The 13,049-nt window shown below is 65.4% G+C and carries 16 protein-coding genes; 5 read left to right on the plus strand and 11 right to left on the minus strand.

Annotated features, from left to right (window positions below; all coding sequences use genetic code 11):
* Window positions 1-223 precede the first annotated feature (223 nt).
* The 9 genes from NFG58_RS17885 to radC all read right to left on the minus strand — a co-directional run bounded on the left by NFG58_RS17885 (window position 224) and on the right by radC (window position 6,720).
* On the minus strand, window positions 224-784 hold the full coding sequence (locus tag NFG58_RS17885) for a carbonate dehydratase (RefSeq protein ID WP_348827093.1): 561 nt from the start codon (window positions 782-784) through the stop codon (window positions 224-226).
* 215 nt (window positions 785-999) lie between these two features.
* A complete protein-coding gene (locus tag NFG58_RS17890) occupies window positions 1,000-1,422 on the minus strand; it encodes a TraR/DksA C4-type zinc finger protein (protein WP_348827094.1) in 423 nt (140 codons plus the stop codon).
* A 418-nt stretch (window positions 1,423-1,840) separates the two neighbouring features.
* The gene (locus NFG58_RS17895) at window positions 1,841-2,299 is read right to left on the minus strand and encodes a thioesterase family protein (RefSeq protein ID WP_045991208.1); all 459 of its coding nucleotides are present in this window, start codon (window positions 2,297-2,299) and stop codon (window positions 1,841-1,843) included.
* Window positions 2,289-2,624 carry a DUF2007 domain-containing protein gene (locus NFG58_RS17900; RefSeq protein ID WP_348827095.1) on the minus strand — a complete coding sequence of 112 codons (336 nt, stop codon included), beginning with the start codon at window positions 2,622-2,624 and terminating at the stop codon, window positions 2,289-2,291. Before NFG58_RS17900 ends, NFG58_RS17895 begins: the two co-directional genes overlap by 11 nt.
* 178 nt (window positions 2,625-2,802) lie before the next feature.
* A complete protein-coding gene (locus NFG58_RS17905) occupies window positions 2,803-3,993 on the minus strand; it encodes a class I SAM-dependent rRNA methyltransferase (RefSeq protein ID WP_045991285.1) in 1,191 nt (396 codons plus the stop codon).
* Window positions 3,994-4,057: 64 nt separating this feature from the next.
* On the minus strand, window positions 4,058-4,987 hold the full coding sequence (mutM, locus tag NFG58_RS17910; protein ID WP_348827096.1) for a bifunctional DNA-formamidopyrimidine glycosylase/DNA-(apurinic or apyrimidinic site) lyase: 930 nt from the start codon (window positions 4,985-4,987) through the stop codon (window positions 4,058-4,060).
* A 155-nt stretch (window positions 4,988-5,142) separates the two neighbouring features.
* Entirely contained in the window at window positions 5,143-5,298 is a 156-nt protein-coding gene (rpmG, locus tag NFG58_RS17915) for a 50S ribosomal protein L33 (protein ID WP_016856547.1), read from the minus strand.
* A gap of 112 nt (window positions 5,299-5,410) precedes the next feature.
* Window positions 5,411-5,647, minus strand: a complete 237-nt coding sequence (rpmB, locus tag NFG58_RS17920) for a 50S ribosomal protein L28 (RefSeq protein ID WP_045991211.1) — start codon at window positions 5,645-5,647, stop codon at window positions 5,411-5,413.
* Window positions 5,648-6,045: 398 nt separating this feature from the next.
* On the minus strand, window positions 6,046-6,720 hold the full coding sequence (gene radC, locus NFG58_RS17925) for a DNA repair protein RadC (protein ID WP_108132272.1): 675 nt from the start codon (window positions 6,718-6,720) through the stop codon (window positions 6,046-6,048).
* A 200-nt stretch (window positions 6,721-6,920) separates the two neighbouring features.
* Between radC and coaBC the strand changes: the two genes are divergently transcribed.
* The 5 genes from coaBC to slmA all read left to right on the plus strand — a co-directional run bounded on the left by coaBC (window position 6,921) and on the right by slmA (window position 11,909).
* Window positions 6,921-8,267 carry a bifunctional phosphopantothenoylcysteine decarboxylase/phosphopantothenate--cysteine ligase CoaBC gene (coaBC, locus tag NFG58_RS17930; protein ID WP_348827097.1) on the plus strand — a complete coding sequence of 449 codons (1,347 nt, stop codon included), beginning with the start codon at window positions 6,921-6,923 and terminating at the stop codon, window positions 8,265-8,267.
* Window positions 8,268-8,327: 60 nt separating this feature from the next.
* On the plus strand, window positions 8,328-8,795 hold the full coding sequence (dut, locus tag NFG58_RS17935) for a dUTP diphosphatase (protein WP_124803512.1): 468 nt from the start codon (window positions 8,328-8,330) through the stop codon (window positions 8,793-8,795).
* A gap of 59 nt (window positions 8,796-8,854) precedes the next feature.
* A complete protein-coding gene (locus tag NFG58_RS17940) occupies window positions 8,855-10,237 on the plus strand; it encodes a phosphomannomutase/phosphoglucomutase (RefSeq protein WP_348827098.1) in 1,383 nt (460 codons plus the stop codon).
* Window positions 10,238-10,258: 21 nt separating this feature from the next.
* Window positions 10,259-11,164, plus strand: coding sequence for an acetylglutamate kinase (gene argB / locus NFG58_RS17945; protein WP_045991215.1), 906 nt, complete (start codon window positions 10,259-10,261; stop codon window positions 11,162-11,164).
* Between the two features lie 136 nt (window positions 11,165-11,300).
* The gene (gene slmA, locus NFG58_RS17950; protein ID WP_045991216.1) at window positions 11,301-11,909 is read left to right on the plus strand and encodes a nucleoid occlusion factor SlmA; all 609 of its coding nucleotides are present in this window, start codon (window positions 11,301-11,303) and stop codon (window positions 11,907-11,909) included.
* Between the two features lie 133 nt (window positions 11,910-12,042).
* On the opposite strand, the gene NFG58_RS17955 is transcribed toward slmA, so the two are convergent.
* Together NFG58_RS17955 and NFG58_RS17960 are read right to left on the minus strand one after the other, a co-directional pair.
* Window positions 12,043-12,483: a VOC family protein gene (locus NFG58_RS17955; protein WP_045991217.1), complete on the minus strand. Its 441-nt coding sequence runs from the start codon at window positions 12,481-12,483 to the stop codon at window positions 12,043-12,045.
* Window positions 12,484-12,527: 44 nt separating this feature from the next.
* The gene (locus tag NFG58_RS17960; RefSeq protein ID WP_348827099.1) at window positions 12,528-12,980 is read right to left on the minus strand and encodes a DUF411 domain-containing protein; all 453 of its coding nucleotides are present in this window, start codon (window positions 12,978-12,980) and stop codon (window positions 12,528-12,530) included.
* Between the last annotated feature and the right edge of the window lie 69 nt (window positions 12,981-13,049).

Raw genomic sequence — 13,049 nt, forward strand, 5'->3', positions numbered from 1 at the left:
GCATCCTGTCAGCCGGGTGAGCGCGGCATTAAGCCCACATGAACACAAGCTGACAAGGCGTGAAAAAGCGCGTAGCGGATTGGCGACAGCGAACAACCGTGGCCTACAAAGGGTGATACCCCCCTCCTTCGCCTTGCATCAGGCGCGCAAGCGCTTGCGGTTGCCAAACCTCCCGTCTCGCCGCCCGGAGGCCATCCGCCTACCCTCGAACCAGAGCGCCGGGCTAGAAAGAGTTCTGGATCCGCCTATAGCCTTCCACCAGGCTATTGTTGGTGCGGGCCACGTCTTCGGAAAACGCAGAGTCCTGAACCGTTACGCGGGACAGGGTGTCCAGATCGGTCCCTGGGCCAATCCGCTCGGTGGACGGCACATAGAAGTCGTCGGGAAGATCGCAACCATCCACCACGGCGTTATGGCGCACCACCGCGCCCTTGCCGATGGTGCAGTTGAACAGCACGCTGTTGAAACCGATAAAGGCGCTCTCTCCTACCACACAAGGGCCATGCACGATGGCGCGATGCGCAATCGACGTGCGTGCACCAATGATCACCGCCGCCCCGGACTTGGAGTGGATGACGACGCCGTCCTGGATATTGGAGTGGGCGCCGATGATCATCGGCTCCATCTCGCCATCGGCGTTGACCTCATCGGCGCGAATGACCGCGTAGGGGCCGATGAAGACGTTCTCCTCGACGATCACCCGCCCACAGAGAATAGCCGTGGGATCGACAAAGGCGCTGGGGTGGACAACCGGCAAATCGCCGTAGGGATTCTTGCGGATCATTCATGCTTCCTTGGTTGAGATTCCTGCAAATCAGATAGTGATCGTCGCCCGGCGTGGTCGGCATGGGCGAATCTTGATGCGACATACGGCGCCGCCTTCGCTGAGCCGGTTGGATCATCCGTGGACAAGCCCACCGCGCAGGCACTCGTCCAGACTCAGCATCGCCCTTGCGGGCGGCCATCACGGTCACAAGCGGTGGATGCTTACCGGCGCCGCTACTTCCGCGTCCTGGCGAAGTGGTGTTCTCTCTGTTCCTGGCGCTGCTTGGCTTCGAGACACAGCCGCGCCGTTGGCCGGTGCAACAGCCGTGGCAGGCCGATGGGAACGCCGGTCTCCTCGCAGTAGCCGTACTCACCCGTCTCGACGCGCGTCAAGGCGCTGGCAATATTGCCCAGCAAGCGGGTTTCCCTGTCGGCCTGGCGAAGCTGCAGCTGAAGCTCTTCCTCCTGGGCTGCCTGATCCAGATCGTCGCTCGACCTTTCTCGAGCCGACATGCGCAGGCGAACCTCCTGCAGTCGCTCTTCGACCAGCTCCCGTTCCTGCAGTAACCGGCGTCGAAAGAACGCCAGTTGCTCACCGTTCATGTAGTCGTCGTCCGGCATCTCGAGAAGATGCGCTCCGTCATCCATCGTTGGCATCTCACCGCTCCTCCCGCCGCGCCGATTGCACAAGGCGTCTGAGACCATCACACTCGCACAAAATGTTATGTTATAACATATCTGTTAAGTGGCACAACACACCCGCAAATCTTGACTCCCAGGGCCACCTCGCTGAGGCGGTCGTTGACCACGTCGCCGTCCACGGCCACCAGGCTGACCCTCCCGCCTCTACCTCGTGGTCCAAAGTGCTGCAGTTCTTCCATGAACCCAGGGAGTCTTTAGACGCATTCAGGAACAAAGTGCGACCTATCACACCCAGGGTCAGGACAAAAAAGCTGCCAGTATTGAGATTCGCCAACTCGACACCCAGGGTGCCAGAAAATTGCCGGAAGGGGCGGAGGCCAGCTGTGTACGCTCAGGTCTGTGTGGTCAGGTCCCTGTCGTCAGGACGTTATCGTCAGCTTTCCGCGACCAGGGCGCCGCCGTAGGCGCTGACGAATTCGGGAGGAAGACGGCGGGGACGGCCGCTTGAGAGAGCGATGCAGGCGTAGCGGGTACGTGCACGCAGCAGGGTGACACCATCCTGCGGGCGTATCAGTTGAAAGCGGCGGGTCAGGGTCAGGCGCGAGTCGCAGGCGACGATCCAGGTGGCCATGGCCAGGCGTTCGCCCTCGAAACCCGGCGCCAGATAGTCGAGTTCGTGACGGTGCACCGCCATGGCGCGATCCAGCGCCCGGTAGTGTTCCAGGGTCAGACCCAGCTGGCCGGAGTGCTCCCAGCTGGCCTGTTCCACCCAGCGCAGGTACTGGGCGTTGTTGACGTGGCCATAGTGGTCGATGGCCTCGGGCGCCACCAGGATGTCGATCACGAAGGGCCGGGGCAGATCCCAGTCGAAGGCACCGTGTTCAGCGGTCATGATCGTCCTCCTTGCGGCCACCGCAGTTCCAGCAGGTATCGAGGGCCCCTTCGAGCTCCTCGCCGCAGGCCCGGCAGCGCCAGGCGCTGTCCGGCGCTGGCTCCTCGAGCGCCTGTTTCACCAGCGCTTCGGCTCGCTCACGGTTGTGCTCGGCGACCCACACCTGGGGCTCGCACTCCAGCGGCGGCAGCTCCCCGGCGCCACCGCCGAGGGTCATGTTGCGCAGTTCGCAGGGGATCCCGGCGGCGTCGAGCAGGTTGCGCACGTGGCCCACCAGCAGGGCGTTGCCGTGGGAAAAGATCAGGGTCCAGGGAACCTCGGTCATGGTGTCTTCCTTGGCGCGGGCTTGCCCAGGCACGATGTGACACTTCCATCGCCCGAGGCAAGCCCCTGCGCCTTTTTCGGCCCAGCTAGTTCGGCCCAGCTAGTTCGGCCCAGCGTGTTCAGCCACGGCGAGTCACGTCGCGCCTATCTAGCTCATGCCTTGTTCAATCGCGCCTTGCTCAGTCGCGAAAGACGCGCACACCGAGCGCCTTGAGGTAGGCGGTTTCGGGGATCGCCGGGTGCACCGGGTGATCCGGTCCCTGGTGGCCCTGGAACAGGATCTGTCCCTGACGATCCTGGTGACGTACCGCACCGCGCACCACGTCGACCAGGCGATCCTGTGCCAGGTGCATGGAGCAGGAGGCGGACAGCAGCAGGCCATCGCGGCCCAGCAGGCGCATGGCGTCGCGATTGAGTCGGGCGTAGGCACGCTCGCCGTTGGCGATATCCTTGCGCCTCTTGATGAAGGCCGGCGGATCGAGCACGATCACGTCGAACTTCTCGCCGTCGGCCTTGAGCGCCGCCAGCGCCTCGAAGGCGTCGCCGTGACCCACAGCGACCCGCTCGTGCTGGCCGTTGAGCGCGGCGTTCTCGGCGACGCGATCCAGCGCTGACTCGCTGGCATCCACGCACAGCACTTCGCTGGCGCCATGGGCCGCCGCCTGCACGCCCCAGCCACCGACGTAGCTGAACAGGTCCAGCACCCGCTTGCCGGCCACCCGCTGATTGAGCCAGGCGCGGTTGATGCGGTGGTCGTAGAACCAGCCGGTCTTCTGGCCGTCGAGCACGGGGGCGGCGAACTGCACGCCGTTCTCTTCCAGCAGCACCTGCTCCGGCAGCTCGCCCTTGACCACCTCTACCACCTCGCTGAGGCCTTCCTGACGACGACCACTGGTGTCGTTGCGCAGCACCACACAGGCAGGGGACAGCACCTTGTCGAGTGCGTCGAGCAGCTCGTCCTTCACCGCTTCCATGCCGGCGGTGTTGAGCTGGACCACCAGCACCTCGGCGTAGCGGTCGATGACCAGCCCCGGCAGCAAATCGGCCTCACCATGGACCAGGCGGTAGAAGGGCTTGTCGAACAGGCTCTGGCGCAGCGCCAGGGCCTGATTCAGGCGATGCACCAGCAGCGAGCGATCCAGCCGCATGCTCGGGTCACGCGAGACGATGCGGGCGCAGATCAGCGAGTTGGGATTGACGTAGGCCAGCCCCATGGGCTTGCCATTGGCGGCCTCGACGATGACCTGCTCACCGACTTCGAGCCCCTTGAGCGGCGTCTCGGCGATGTCGATCTCGTTGGAATACAGCCACAGGTGGCCGGACTTGAGGCGACGATCGGCGTTCTTTTTCAGGCGCAGCGGACGAGTCACGGTGATCACTCTCTCTACGGAAACTACATGAATAATTGGGCGAGCCCTTCAAGCCTGGATCGGGCTAACGCTGACAGCGGGGACAAAACACACTGGCACGCTGCCCCAGGGTCACGTGCTTCAGCTCACCGCCACAACGGCGGCAGGGTGCGCCGGCACGCCCATAGACGTTGAGGCGCTGGGCGAAGTAGCCGGGTTCGCCGGTGCCGCTGACGAAGTCGCGCAGGGTGGTGCCGCCCTGGGTGATGGCCGCGGCCAGCACCTCCTTGGCGGCGGCGGCCAGGCGATCGTAGCGCTCGCGTCCGATGCGACCGGCCGCGCGGCGCGGATCGATACCGGCCAGAAACAGCGCTTCGCTGGCGTAGATATTTCCCACCCCGACGACCACGGCATTGTCCATCAAGAACGGTTTCACCGCCGCCTGGCGCCCCCGCGACAGGGCGTACAGCCGGGCGCCGTCGAAGGCCTGCGACAACGGCTCGGGGCCTAGCCGCGACAAGCGGGTATCGTGGGCCTCGTCGTCCCGGAGCCAGTCGACGAAGCCGAAACGACGCGGGTCGTGATAGCGCAGGATGACGCCGTCCTCGAGCACCAGGTCCACATGGTCGTGCTTCCTGGGCAGCTCACCGAGGCGGGCAATACGCAGGCTACCGGACATGCCCAGGTGCCACAGCAGGGTGCCCTTTTCGCGCACTCCGCCGCCGTCGTCCGCCCGGGACGCGACCGTGCCGGTGCCCTCGGTGCTGGCGAGCGTCTCGCCGTTCTCGACGCTCTCGGCGCTCTCACCGCCCTCGCCCGACAGCACCGGCAGCAGCAGGTACTTGGCGCGACGGCGAATCTCGCCGAGGCGGGCGCCGATCAGACGATCGGCGAGATCCTCAGGCACCGGCACCCGCAGGCGCGACTGGCGCACCAGCACCTCACGGATCTCGCGCCCTTGTACGTGGGGGGCGATGCCGCGCCGGGTGGTCTCGACTTCGGGAAGCTCGGGCATGGCGCACCTGGGGCCTGGGGTTAGAGCGGCGAGCAGCGAGCGACATCATGCCATCGCCCAGGGCCGCTGACAGGGACATACGCAAGAACCCGACCTCGGGGCCGGGTTCTCGGTGACAGGCGACAACTCGCCTGCGGTGGAAGCGAGATCAAGCCTTACTTGATCTTGGCTTCCTTGTACATCACGTGCTTGCGAACCACCGGATCGAACTTCTTCATTTCCATCTTGTCCGGAGTGTTACGCTTGTTCTTGTCGGTGGTGTAGAAGTGGCCGGTACCGGCGCTGGACACCAGACGAATCTTGTCACGCATGAGACTTCTCCCAGTTTGCCGCCTGGTACGCGTCGTGCACACCAGGCCAGTCATTCAAGTCGGCGGAGGCCGTTCGCTCAGGCGAACCAGTGGGCTCCCGAGGACGTCATCCTTAGATGGCGTCGCCGCGCTTACGGATATCGCTGAGCACCTCTTCGATGCCCTTCTTGTCGATGATGCGCATGCCCTTGGAGGAAACACGCAGGGTCACGAAACGCTTTTCGGACTCGACCCAGAAGCGATGGCTGTGAAGGTTCGGCAAGAAACGACGACGGGTCTTGCGCTGGGAGTGTGAAACGTTGTTACCAGTCACCGGGCGCTTGCCGGTAACCTGACATACTTTGGACATGAGAGCCTCCAACCGCGTGGCGAGTTGTTCAAAACCTGTCGGGCAAACCGGGAAGGGCGAGAACCGAAGGGATGTGTCGCAGACTGGCCGCGCGGTGCCGGCGAAAGTCCGCATTCATCATGCCCTCAGCAACCTCGAGCCCTGTCATGAGCCCCGTGCTTTTGACCCAAGGGAATTCAAAGGGTGCACTTTATACCAGACCCTGCCTCCATGGGCAAGGGATACACCAACGTTCGCCAGGTCGCTCGCTCACGGCCCGTGTCGAGGTGCTCGAAACGGCTCCGCTGCGTCGACGGCGATGACGTGACGTGTTCGGGTAGAGAGTCGCCCGGCCAGGACGCGATAGGATCGAGACGATCCTCGCCCCGCCTGGGCCAGCTCTCTTTGCGCGCGGCGCATTATACCCAACCTCGCTCGGCAAATGACACCACTTCTGCGTCTCCCACCACAAAATGATCCAGCACACGGATATCGAACAGGCCCAGCGCCTCTTTCAGGCGATCGGTGATACGCCGGTCGGCGTCACTGGGCTCGGCCACCCCGGAGGGATGGTTGTGGCACAGGATCAAGGCGCCCGCCCCCAGCGCCAGGGCACGTTTGGCCACCTCACGCGGGTACACCGAGGCGCTGTCCAGGGTGCCGCGAAACAGCACCTCGAAGCGGATCACTCGATGCTGGGCGTCGAGAAACAGTGCGGCGAAGGCCTCGTGGTCCAGATGACGAAGCTGGGCGGAAAGAAAGGTCCTGACCCGCGCGGGAGAGTTCAGCGCCTGGCCCCGCTCCAGATGGCTCGCCAGATGACGGCGCGACATCTCCTGGGCGGCCTGCAGCTGAACGAAGGTGGCAAGCCCCAGGCCACGCTGGGCACAGACCTCCTGCTGATGCGCCTCGAGCAGGGCACGCAGTCCGCCGAAGGCACCCAGTACGTCCCGCGCCAGGTCCACCGCGGAGCGTCCTGCCACCCCGACCCGCAGCACAATCGCCAGCAGCTCGGCGTCGGATAGCGCGGTGGGCCCCAGCGCCAGCAGCTTCTCGCGAGGGCGCTCGCCCTCTGGCCAGTCTCGTATCGACATCCCTGTCTCCTGCTCCGTTTCTCGTCACGCCCTGTCGTCACACCCTCTTGTCACATCCTCCCCTCACGCCCTGTCGGCGAGCGCCGACATACCCGTTGAGTCTAGTGCGGTCTGCCTGATCTGGAGCCAGGGTGCGCGGCTACGCATGATCCGGTACCGGTGGTAAGGTAGAGGGCTGACTCTGGCTGCGGACTTTTTTCATGTTGCACGCTCCCTCCTCTTCCGGTTGCGGCCTGACCGGCTCAGGCCCCGGCGGCCTGCGCCCCGGGCAGCGGGTTGTGCTGGGCATCAGCGCCGGTATTGCCGCCTACAAGAGCGCCTCTCTGGCCCGACTGCTGGTGCAGGCGGGCTGCGAGGTGCAGGTAGTGATGACAGAGGGAGCCCAGGCCTTCATCACGCCGCTGACGCTGCAGGCGCTGACCGGACGCGCGGTACGCACCTCGCTGCTGGACCCCGACGCCGAGCTCGGCATGGGTCATATCGAACTCGCCCGCTGGGCCGACCTTATTCTGATCGCCCCCGCCACCGCCGACCTGATGGCGCGCCTGGCCCAGGGCATGGCCGACGATCTGTTGACCACCGCCTGCCTGGCCAGCGACGCCCGGCGGATGCTGGCCCCGGCGATGAACCAGGCCATGTGGCGCCATCCGGCGACCCAGCGCAACGCCGCCCGGCTGGTCGAGGATGGCTGGGCCCTGCTGGGCCCCGACCAGGGCGACCAGGCCTGTGGCGACGTCGGCCCGGGACGCATGATGGAACCGGAGGCCATTCTCGGCGCCCTGCTGGATGCCGGCTCTCCCTCCACGCCCCGGACAGCGACAGGCGTCGTGGGAGAGAAAGGCGAAGCAGTGCCCCCGGACGCAGACCTTCATGTGGTGATCACCGCCGGCCCCACCCGGGAGCCGCTGGATCCGGTGCGCTACCTGTCCAATCACAGCTCCGGCAAGATGGGTTTCGCCCTGGCCGAAGCAGCCCGGGACAGTGGCGCCCGTGTCACCCTGATCGCCGGTCCCGTCAGTCTGCCGACACCCCCGGGCGTTGCCCGCCACGACATAGAAACCGCGGAAGAACTGCTCGCCTCGGCCGAAGGGCTGATGGATGGCTGCGACATCTTCATCGGCTGCGCGGCGGTGGCGGACTATCGCGCCGAGGCTCCGGCCGAGCACAAGATAAAGAAGCGCGATGACGACGACGGTCTTACCCTGAAGCTGGTCAAGAACCCCGACATCATCGCCACCCTGGCTGCCCGCGATCCGCGTCCGCTGATGGTCGGCTTCGCCGCCGAGACCCGCGACGTGGTGCACTACGCCGAGGACAAGCTCGCGCGCAAGGGGCTCGACATGATCGTCGCCAACGACGTCTCCCGGGAGGGACTCGGCTTCGGCTCGGACCGCAATGCCGCAACCCTGGTGTGGCGCGACGGCGAGTCTCTCGCCCGCCGCGAAGAGACCGACCAGGACAAGGCCAGCCTGGCCCAGGCCATCATCGCCCAGGCCCGAGCCTGCCTCGAGGCGCGACGTCAGACGGTGCGGCCGAACCCGCGCTGAGCCACGACACCACTTATTTATCAGGAAGCCTGTCTGGCTGCCCAAGACCAAGGACCTTTCATGCACGACACTGCCTCGCGCCCTCGCCTCGCCGTCAAGATCCTCGATGAACGGATCAAGGAGCGCATGCCCCGCTACGCCACCGACGGCTCGGCCGGGATGGACCTTCACGCCCTGCTCGACGCGCCGCTGACGCTGGCCCCCGGGGATTGCGATCTGGTCCGCACCGGGCTCTCGATCCATATCGCCGATCCGGGCCTGGCCGGCATGATCCTGCCCCGCTCGGGGCTTGGCCACAAACACGGCATCGTGCTCGGCAACCTGGTCGGCCTGATCGACTCCGACTACCAGGGCGAACTGATGGTGTCGGTGTGGAACCGATCGACCACCGCCTTCACCCTCGAGCCCTTCGAACGTCTGGCCCAGTACGTGCTGGTGCCGGTGGTCCAGGCCGAGCTGGAAGTGGTCGAGGACTTTTCCGAGAGCCTTCGCGGCGGCGGCGGTTTCGGCAGCTCCGGCCGCCACTGACGCCCCAGGTTCGACTACCCGTTCATTCAAGCGCCACGTCAAAAGGACAGGACCCTCATATGACTCAAGTCCCCTCCACGATCTTTCGTGCCTACGATATTCGAGGCGTCGTCGACGAGACCCTGACCGAAGCCGGGGTCGAGGCGATCGGCCAGGCCATCGGCAGCGAAGCCCAGGCCCGCGGCGAATCCCGTGTGGTGGTGGCCCGCGACGGGCGACTCTCCGGCCCGCGCCTGATCAAGGCCCTGACCCGCGGCCTCACCGCCAGCGGCTGTGACGTGGTCGACATCGGCATGGTGCCGACGCCGGTGCTGTACTTTGCCACCCACACCCTGGAAGGCACCCGCTCCGGGGTCATGCTGACCGGCAGCCACAACCCGCCGGACTACAACGGCCTGAAGATGGTGCTGGGGGGCGAGACGCTCTCTGGCGAGGCGATCACCGCGCTCTACACTCGCCTTCAGAACGGCGATCTGCGCGAAGGCCAGGGCCAGGTGTCCGAGCACGATGTGCGTGACGCCTACCTGAAGCGCATCCTCGACGACGTCTCGCTGTCGGGCTCGATCAAGGCGGTGGTGGACTGCGGCAACGGTGTGGCCGGCGAACTGGGCCCGCGCCTGGTCGAACAGCTCGGTGCCGACACCGTGCCGCTGTTCGAGGACATCGACGGCAACTTCCCCAACCACCACCCGGACCCCGGCAAGCCGGAGAACCTCAAGGACCTGATCCACGCGGTGGCCGAGCACGGCGCCGACATCGGTCTGGCCTTCGACGGTGACGGCGACCGCCTCGGCGTGATCACCCCAAAGGGGCGCCTGATCTACCCCGACCACCTGCTGATGGCGTTCGCCGAGGATATGCTCGGTCGCAATCCGGACGCCCGGGTGATCTTCGACGTCAAGTGCACCGGCAAGCTGATCGAGGTGATCGAGAAGGCCGGCGGCACGCCGGAGATGTGGCGCACCGGCCACTCCCTGATCAAGGCAAGGATGAAGGAAACCGGCGCCCTGCTGGCCGGCGAGATGAGCGGCCACATCTTCTTCAAGGAACGCTGGTACGGCTTCGACGACGGCCTTTATGGGGCCGCCCGCCTGCTCGAGATCCTGTCGCGCTTCGACGGCGACGCCGACACCTTCTTCGATCGCTATCCGCAGAACCTGAGCACCCCGGAGATCAACATCGAGGTCACCGACGAGACCAAGTTCGACCTGGTCGCGCGCCTGGCCCGGGAAGGTGACTTCGGTGACGAGGGCGTCAAGACCACCCTGGACGGCATCCGCGTGGACTACCCGGATGGCTGGGGTCTGTGCCGCGCGTCCAATACCACGCCGATGCTGGTGCTGCGCTTCGAGGGTAACGACGCCGCCGCGCTGGAGCGCATTCGCGATCGCTTCGCCGGTGCGCTGGCCGACGTGGACGCTTCGCTCACCCTACCCAACTGACGTGCAGGAGACATGACGCCCATGAGCGAACAGGCACGCGATCCGCGCCTGGTGGTGGAGGTCCTCTCCGAGGCCCTCCCCTATATCCAGAAATTTTCCGGCAAGACCGTGGTGGTCAAGTATGGCGGCAACGCCATGACCGAGGACGCCCTGATCGACTCCTTCGCCCGGGACATGGTGCTGATGAAGGAAGTCGGCATCAATCCGGTGGTGGTCCACGGCGGCGGCCCCCAGATCGGTGATCTGCTGGCCAAGCTCAACATCGAGTCGCGCTTTGTCGGTGGCATGCGTGTCACCGACGCCGAGACCATGGACGTGGTCGAGATGGTGCTCGGCGGACTGGTCAACAAGGATATCGTCAACCAGATCAATCAGTGCGGCGGCAAGGCCATCGGCCTGACCGGCAAGGATGGCGCCCAGATCCGCGCGCGCCAGCTCAAGGTCGAGCACCAGAGCCCGGAAATGACGGCGCCCGAGATCATCGACATCGGCCATGTGGGCGAAGTGGAACACGTCTCCACCGACCTGATCGAAATGCTCGCCGCCCGGGATTTCATTCCCGTGATCGCCCCCATCGGGGTCGACGGCGAGGGTCGCAGCTACAATATCAATGCGGATCTGGTGGCCGGCAAGGTGGCCGAGGCACTCGGCGCCGAGAAGCTGATGCTGCTGACCAACGTGGCCGGGTTGATGAACCGCGACGGTGAGGTGATGACGGGACTTTCCACCGCTCAGGTCGACGAATTGATCGCCGACGGCACCATCCACGGTGGTATGCTGCCGAAGATCCGCTGCGCCCTCGACGCGGTCAAGGACGGGGTCGTCAGCGCCCATATCGTCGATGGCCGGGTGCCCCACGCCACCCTGCTGGAGATCTTTACCAACGCGGGTGTCGGCACCCTGATCACCAACGAATCGCCCAACTGAAGTACCCGTACCAGGGCGATACGAAAGCGACACGATAACGACGCAAGGAAGTGCGAACCGGGCACAAGCTCCGGACGCAAGGGAACTCGCCCGCCGGCGCCCCGGCGGGCCATCAACGACAAAAGAATTCGATATCATGACGCAGGAAAAGACCCCAAGTCGGCGGGACCAGATACTGCAGGCGCTGGCCCTGATGCTGGAAGAAGACAGCGGCAAGCGCATCACCATCGCCGCCCTGGCGCGCCAGGTCGGCGTCTCGGAGGCAGCGCTCTACCGCCACTTCCCGAGCAAGGCCAGGATGTACGAGGGCCTGATCAGCTTTATCGAGGAGACCCTGTTCGAGCGCATCACGCGCATCCTCGACGAGCAGCAGGAGGCGCTGCCGCGCTGCCATCAGATCATGACCCTGGTGCTGGCCTTCACCGAAAAGAACCCGGGCCTGTCGAGGCTGTTGGGCGGCGACGTGCTGACCGGCGAGACGGCGCGACTGAGGCAGCGTATCCACCAGCTGTTCGAGCGGCTGGATACCCAGTTCAAGCAGGTACTACGCGAGGCGGAGCTGCGCGAGGGTCGCCGGCTGGCGATGCCGGCCAGCGCCGGCGCCAACCTGCTGACCGCCCAGATCGAGGGACGCATCGCCCAGTACGTGCGCAGCGACTACCGCCACCGCCCCACCGAGCATTGGGAAGACCAGTGGCCGGCACTGTCGTCACACCTGCTGAGAGACAGCGCCATCCCCGCCTGAGCAAACGACGCCCGCGTGGCAGGTCACGTGGCAAGCTGCAAGACAAGGTGTCGATGGGGGAGTCAGCTCCCCCATCCCTTCGCTGCCCCTTCGGCGCCGCTCGCTGGCACGATCGACAGCGGCCCTTCGCTCGCTACCAGCTGCCGGTGTTCTCCATCGAGGCCCAGGGCTCGGCGGGTTCCAGGGCGTCGCCCTTCTGCAGCAGTTCCACCGAAATGCCGTCCGGGCTCCTGACGAAGGCCATATGGCCGTCACGGGGGGGCCGGTTGATGGTCACACCGTTGTCCATGAGCTTCTGACACAGGGCGTAGATGTCATCGACGCGATAGGCCAGGTGGCCAAAGTTGCGTCCGCCCTGGTACTCCTCCGGGTCCCAGTTCCAGGTCAGCTCGAGCTCCGGCGCGTTGAGCTGGCTTGAGCGCTCCTCGTCCTCTGGCGCCGCCAGGAACACCAGGGTAAAGCGTCCCTTGTCGTTGTCCTTGCGACGCACCTCCTTGAGGCCCAGCAGGTCGCAATAGAAGTGCAGAGAGGCGTCGAGGTCGCTGACACGCACCATGGTGTGTAGAAATTGCATTCGGGTCTCCTCGGGGTTCAGGGGGCCGCGTCTGCTGCGCGGGCTCAGGGGTAACGGGCCACTACCATGGCGCGCGCATCGTCGACTGTAAAGCCGAGCACCGCGTAGTCATCGAGACGGCCGGTCTCCATCCCGGGCGAGCCATGGGGCATGCCCGGCACCGCCAGACCATCGATGTCCGGCGACGCCTCCAGCAGCCAGGCTACCTGCTCGGCGGGCACATGGCCCTCGATCAGGTAACGCCTGCCGGCATCATTGGTCAGGGTAGCGGTATGACAGGACGCCAACGCCTGGGGAACCCCCAGGCGCTGCTTGACCGACGCCATGTCGGGGCTGTCGTGAAGACGCACCTCGAAGCCGGCCTCACGCATATGCTCGGCCCAGGCGCTGCAGCAGCCGCAGTGGGGATCCTTGTGCATGTCCAGGCCTGCGGCCAGTGCAAGCGGGCTGAAGACACCCATGAGAGCGGCACCCAGGGCGCGAGAAAGACGTGTCATCGCGTATGATCTCCTGACGGAAAAAGAGAAGGACAGGCCTCAGGATCGCAGAATCGCGCCATCAAGGGT

It is taken from the genome of Halomonas sp. RT37 (assembly GCF_040070525.1).
In the GTDB taxonomy this organism is placed as follows: domain Bacteria; phylum Pseudomonadota; class Gammaproteobacteria; order Pseudomonadales; family Halomonadaceae; genus Halomonas; species Halomonas litopenaei.

Coding starts and splice junctions, on each gene's coding strand:
- NFG58_RS17885 (WP_348827093.1), bottom strand. CDS start 784: ATGATCCGCAAGAATCCCTACGGCGATTTGCCGGTTGTCCACCCCAGC.
- NFG58_RS17890 (WP_348827094.1), bottom strand. CDS start 1,422: ATGCCAACGATGGATGACGGAGCGCATCTTCTCGAGATGCCGGACGAC.
- NFG58_RS17895 (WP_045991208.1), bottom strand. CDS start 2,299: ATGACCGCTGAACACGGTGCCTTCGACTGGGATCTGCCCCGGCCCTTC.
- NFG58_RS17900 (WP_348827095.1), bottom strand. CDS start 2,624: ATGACCGAGGTTCCCTGGACCCTGATCTTTTCCCACGGCAACGCCCTG.
- mutM (WP_348827096.1), bottom strand. CDS start 4,987: ATGCCCGAGCTTCCCGAAGTCGAGACCACCCGGCGCGGCATCGCCCCC.
- rpmG (WP_016856547.1), bottom strand. CDS start 5,298: ATGCGTGACAAGATTCGTCTGGTGTCCAGCGCCGGTACCGGCCACTTC.
- rpmB (WP_045991211.1), bottom strand. CDS start 5,647: ATGTCCAAAGTATGTCAGGTTACCGGCAAGCGCCCGGTGACTGGTAAC.
- radC (WP_108132272.1), bottom strand. CDS start 6,720: ATGTCGATACGAGACTGGCCAGAGGGCGAGCGCCCTCGCGAGAAGCTG.
- coaBC (WP_348827097.1), top strand. CDS start 6,921: ATGTTGCACGCTCCCTCCTCTTCCGGTTGCGGCCTGACCGGCTCAGGC.
- dut (WP_124803512.1), top strand. CDS start 8,328: ATGCACGACACTGCCTCGCGCCCTCGCCTCGCCGTCAAGATCCTCGAT.
- NFG58_RS17940 (WP_348827098.1), top strand. CDS start 8,855: ATGACTCAAGTCCCCTCCACGATCTTTCGTGCCTACGATATTCGAGGC.
- argB (WP_045991215.1), top strand. CDS start 10,259: ATGAGCGAACAGGCACGCGATCCGCGCCTGGTGGTGGAGGTCCTCTCC.
- slmA (WP_045991216.1), top strand. CDS start 11,301: ATGACGCAGGAAAAGACCCCAAGTCGGCGGGACCAGATACTGCAGGCG.
- NFG58_RS17955 (WP_045991217.1), bottom strand. CDS start 12,483: ATGCAATTTCTACACACCATGGTGCGTGTCAGCGACCTCGACGCCTCT.
- NFG58_RS17960 (WP_348827099.1), bottom strand. CDS start 12,980: ATGACACGTCTTTCTCGCGCCCTGGGTGCCGCTCTCATGGGTGTCTTC.